Genomic DNA, 4,800 nt, shown 5'->3' with positions numbered 1-4,800 from the left:
CCCGTCGACCCCGTGAAGGACAGCTTCCTGACCCGCGGATCGGCAAGCATGGCCGAAGTCAGCGGCCCGGGACTGGTCGTGGTCAGCACGTTGACGACGCCGGCAGGCACGCCGGCTTCGCTGTAGAGTGCCGCCAGCGCATAGGCCGTCAGTGGTGTTTCGCTGGCCGGCTTCAGGACGACAGTGCAGCCTGCCGCCAGCGCCGGCGCGATCTTGCGGGTCGCCATCGCGGCCGGAAAATTCCACGGTGTGATCAGCACGCAAATTCCGATCGGCTCATAATCGACCACGATCCGGTTGGTGCCGGATGGCGCGGTGCCGAATTCACCGGTGATCCGGACCGCCTCTTCGGCATTCCAGCGGAAGAACTCGGCGGCATAAGCCACTTCGCCGCGCGCGTCGCGCAGCGCCTTGCCGTTCTCCAGCGAGATCAGCATGGCGAGCGTTTCGGAGCGTTCGACCATCAGTTCGAAACAGCGCCGAAGGATTTCCGAGCGTTTGCGCGGCGCAGTTTCCCGCCATCTCCTAGCTGCTTTGGCCGCCGCCTCGACGGCGGCGGTGGCGTCCTCGACCGTCGCATCGGGAACCGCCGCGATCACCGCCCCGGAGGAGGGATCGACGACATCGATGAGCCGACCGTCGGAGGACGACCGCCAAGTGCCGTCGATGTAGAGTCCGTGCGAAAAACCGCGCACGTCATAGCCATCCTGGTCGAGTTGCTGAGTGTTCAAATTCATCGCTTTGTTCCGTTTCTCACATAACGCAGGCGGCGAGGTCGCCGTCATGGGCAGCCTGGACGAGGCGTCGCATCGTGCCGAGATCGAACGCACGCGGATTGTTCTTGATCAGGCGGTCGATGCCGAGCGCTTGCTCGGCGGTCCACTCAAGCTTATCGGCAGGGAGGCCCAGATCCGCCAATGTTGGCGTAATACCGATCGCCGCGAACAATCGCCTGATCTCCTCGATCGTGGCGGCTGCCATCGCGTCGGCGGTTCGCGCCTTGGCCTCCAAGCCAAGTGCCGCGCCGATCTCTGCCATCTCGTGAGCGGCGACGCGGCTGTTATAGGTCATCACGTAAGGCATCATTGTGGCCACGCCCAAACCATGGGCGGTGTGGGTGAGGGCGCCTGCCGGGTATTGCACGGCATGCGCCGCCGCCGTGCCGGCGGTGCCGAACGCGCAGCCCGCCGCCAGAGCGCCCATCATGACATCGGCACGCGCGTCGGCATCCGTGCCGTCGCTGCAGGCTTTCTCCAGACTCCGGCCAAGCAGCTTTATCGCGAGCAACGCGAAATGGTCTGTCAGCGCAGTCTTGCCGATGAAGACATGCTGTTGCGGCAGATTGGGATCTTCACCGCGCCGCATGGCGGTGAAGGCCTCAATCGCATGGGTCAAAGCGTCGGCGCCGGCGATCGCGGTCAGGCCAGGCGGACAGGTCATTGTCAGCTCGGGATCGCACAGAGCGACCGCGGCGATAAGGTGAGGGCTCGATATGCCGACCTTGAGCGTCCGGTCCGGGTCGGAAATCACCGCGACCGGCGTCACCTCGGAGCCGGTGCCGGCCGTGGTGGGTACGGCGATCAGCGGCAGTGTCTGACCCGGCACCTTGAACTCCCCGTAATAGTCCTGGAGCTTGCCGCCATGGCTGAGCAGCAGGGTGGCGCATTTGGCGAAATCGAGACAGCTGCCGCCGCCGATGCCGATCACCATATCCGGCCCGAACCCCTTCGCTTCCTCGACGCAGATGCCGACCGTATCGCGTGGCACGTCGGGCAGAACACGATCATGCACCAGGACCTCGATCGAGGCTGACTGAAGGGACTTGATAATGTCGGCGAATACCGTTGTGCCCGCGAAACGCTCGTCGGTGCAGACCAGCGCGCGTCGGCCGAACCGGGCGGCGACCGTCGGCAGCACATGGCGTTGCCCCTTCCCGAACAGGATTTCACGCGGCAACCGCAGGGCGGCGAAGAGGGTCATGATTGTTCCTTTGACGGCTGCTGACTGGAAACGGAGGCATTGAACTCGGTCTGGATCGGACGGTTTAAGAGTGTGTCTCTCGCACTTAAAAGATATCCGCTTTAAAATCGTATAGGATATAGGATTGCATCCGCGGAACCATCGTGTTAGCAGTCCTCACTGTCAAGAGGCAAAATATGCAGACCGCAAACTTACCCGACCCAAGCGACGCCAGCATTGGAGCTGGTCGCATCCAGCGCGCCAACAGTCTCGTCGAAGATGTCTATGAAGCCATCTTCGCGCAGTTGATGGCGCTGAAGATCCCCCCCGGCTCGCGCATCACAGTCGACAGCTTGGTCAAGGAATTCAACGTCTCGCACACGCCGATCCGGGAAGCCCTCGGACGGCTCGAAGGCGAAGGCCTGGTGCTCAAGACGCATCTGATCGGTTATCGTGCCGCGCCCCAGATCACCCGGCGCCGTTTCGACGAATTATACGAGATGCGTCTGCTGCTCGAGCCGCATGGCGCCGCAAAGGCCGCCGCAACGATGGACGACGCCAAGCTCGATCTGTTGCTCGAAGCTGCCGGCGTGATGTCACGCCGCGAAGGCAAGGATGATCGCGTGCGCTATTCGAATTTCGCCAGACAGGATGCGATCTTCCACGACAAGATCATGGAGTTTTCTCAAAACGAACTCATCCGTGAGACGTTGAGCCACCAGCACACGCACTTCCACATCTTCCGCCTGATGTTCCATGCACGCGTGACCGAGGAGGCGCTTGACGAACACGAGGCGATCCTTGCCGCGTTCGGCTCGGCCGATCCCGATGCCGCCGAAAAGGCGATGCGCATCCATATCGAGCACTCGCGCGATCGCCTGCTCCCGGCATTCGATTGAGGTCGGAACGGATGTCCATTGCCGCGAATATCGCCGGGGAGGGCGGGAGCACGTTGTCCAGCGAAGCGCCTGGTTCGCTTGAACCGGTGCTGCGCGCCCAGGAATTGTCCAAGCAATACGGCCCAGTGACGGTGCTGTCGGACGTCACCCTGGACGTCCTGCCGGGAGAGATCCATGCCATCATTGGCGAGAACGGTGCCGGCAAGTCGACGTTGATGCGGCTGCTGTCCGGCTATGTCGAGCCAAGCCACGGCACGTTGTCGATGAACGGACACGCGGTGAAATTTGCCAAGCCTGCCCAAGCACAGGATGCCGGTATCGCTTTGGTTCATCAGGAGATCCTGCTCGCCGAGGGGCTCACGGTCACCGACAATCTGTTTCTTGGGCGAGAGCTTTCGCGTGGCCATGTCGTGGATGACCGCACCATGCGCCGGCTGGCAACCGAGAAACTGGCGCAGATCGGCTGCGCGGTCTCGCCAAGGGCACTGGTGCGCGACGTTTCGCTGGCAGACCGGCAGATGGTGCAGATCGCTCGCGCCCTGCTTGACGACCACAAGGTGGTTATCTTCGACGAGCCGACCGCCGTTCTGACCGGTGGCGAGGTCGAGCGCCTGCTGGAGATCGTCCTGCAACTCAAGGCTCACGGCACCGCCGTGCTCTATATCAGCCACCGGTTGGATGAGGTGCAGCGGGTCGCAGACAAAGTGACCGTTCTGCGCGACGGCAAGATGGTCGGCACCTATCCCGGCAAGACGCTGAGCCAGATGGACATGGCGCGGCTGATGGTCGGGCGCGAACTGGCAGCGCTCTATCCTGAGAGAACCGCAGCGCCTTCGGATGTACCGATGCTGAGCGTGAGGAACGCCTCCGTTCCCGGCTATGTGGAGGACGTGTCGTTCACGGTCCACAAGGGCGAGATCCTGGGGTTCGCCGGTATGGTCGGCGCAGGCCGAACCGAACTCTTCGAGGGCATTATCGGCTTGCGCCCGGCAGTTGCCAAGATCGAACTTGAGGGCAAGTCGGTCCATTTCCAATCGCCGCGCGCGGCGATCGACGCCGGCGTCGGTTACCTGACCGAGGATCGCAAGGGCAAGGGACTGCTGCTGCAAGAGCACTTGGCGCCTAACCTGACGCTGTCGGCGCTCGATGTGTTCCATCCCGGCCTCTCGATGGGTCGGCGCCGCGAAGCGCAAGCCCTGGAACAGGCCGTGGAGACATATGACATCAGGCTGAAGAGCCTCGGCGCCAAAGCGGCCCAGCTTTCCGGGGGCAATCAGCAGAAGCTGCTGCTGGCGAAGGTGCTGCTGACCGATCCTTCGGTGGTCATTATCGACGAGCCCACGCGTGGCATCGACATCGCCAACAAGGCGCAGATCTATGCCTTCATCCAGGAGCTTGTGGCCAAGGGCAAGGCCTGCATCGTCATCTCTTCGGAGATGCAGGAATTGATCGGCATCTGCGACCGCATCCTGGTGATGCGCGAAGGCCGCATCACCGGCGAGGTCAGTGGCGCCGAAATGACCGAAAGCAATGTGGCGGTACTGGCGACCAGTGGCCCCAAGCCAGGGCCAAAAGCCAAGGGAGGCACAAAATGGCTGTCATGAGCGAATCCGCACCCAGGCGTCGCCCCCTCGATCTCAACATCAGTTGGACCGATATCGGGCCTTTTCTTGCGCTGGCAGCTCTGCTGGTGGCCGGTTACCTCATCAACCCCGATTTCCTGTCCGCCACCAACCTCGCCAACGTCATCACCCGCAGCGCCTTCATCGCCATTATCGCGGTCGGCGCGACATTTGTGATCTCGTCGGGGGGGCTCGATCTTTCCGTCGGCTCGATGGCCGCCTTCATCACCGGCATCACCATCATGTTCATGAACGCGGTGGCGCCGCATGCCGGCATCTGGGCTATTCCCGCCGGTATGGCGGCTGCGCTTCTTGCCCTG

The 4,800-nt window shown here is 62.7% G+C and carries 4 protein-coding genes and 1 pseudogene; 3 read left to right on the top strand and 2 right to left on the bottom strand.

Annotation, left to right across the window (positions count from 1 at the left end; genetic code table 11):
• Positions 1 to 737 (bottom strand): aldehyde dehydrogenase family protein (locus EN879_RS24545; RefSeq protein WP_127274304.1); only part of this gene is annotated, 737 nt, incomplete at its 3' end.
• Between the two features lie 16 nt (positions 738 to 753).
• A complete protein-coding gene (locus EN879_RS24540; protein WP_063167482.1) occupies positions 754 to 1,980 on the bottom strand; it encodes an iron-containing alcohol dehydrogenase in 1,227 nt (408 codons plus the stop codon).
• Between the two features lie 176 nt (positions 1,981 to 2,156).
• Between EN879_RS24540 and EN879_RS24535 the strand changes: the two genes are divergently transcribed.
• The 3 genes and pseudogenes from EN879_RS24535 to EN879_RS24525 all read left to right on the top strand — a co-directional run.
• Complete coding sequence (locus EN879_RS24535; protein ID WP_013533133.1) at positions 2,157 to 2,858, top strand: GntR family transcriptional regulator; 702 nt, start codon at positions 2,157 to 2,159, stop codon at positions 2,856 to 2,858.
• 11 nt (positions 2,859 to 2,869) lie between these two features.
• A complete protein-coding gene (locus tag EN879_RS24530; RefSeq protein ID WP_063167483.1) occupies positions 2,870 to 4,462 on the top strand; it encodes a sugar ABC transporter ATP-binding protein in 1,593 nt (530 codons plus the stop codon).
• Positions 4,450 to 4,800 (top strand): annotated as a pseudogene (locus EN879_RS24525) (ABC transporter permease); the annotation flags it as partial. The gene EN879_RS24530 and the pseudogene EN879_RS24525, both read left to right, overlap by 13 nt.

Origin of the sequence: Mesorhizobium sp. M7A.F.Ca.AU.002.02.1.1 (assembly GCF_003998535.1) — a bacterium.
GTDB classification, from domain to species: domain Bacteria; phylum Pseudomonadota; class Alphaproteobacteria; order Rhizobiales; family Rhizobiaceae; genus Mesorhizobium; species Mesorhizobium ciceri.
The sequence above is the reverse complement of the archived record's forward strand: the minus strand, read 5'-3'. Positions and strand labels throughout refer to the sequence as shown.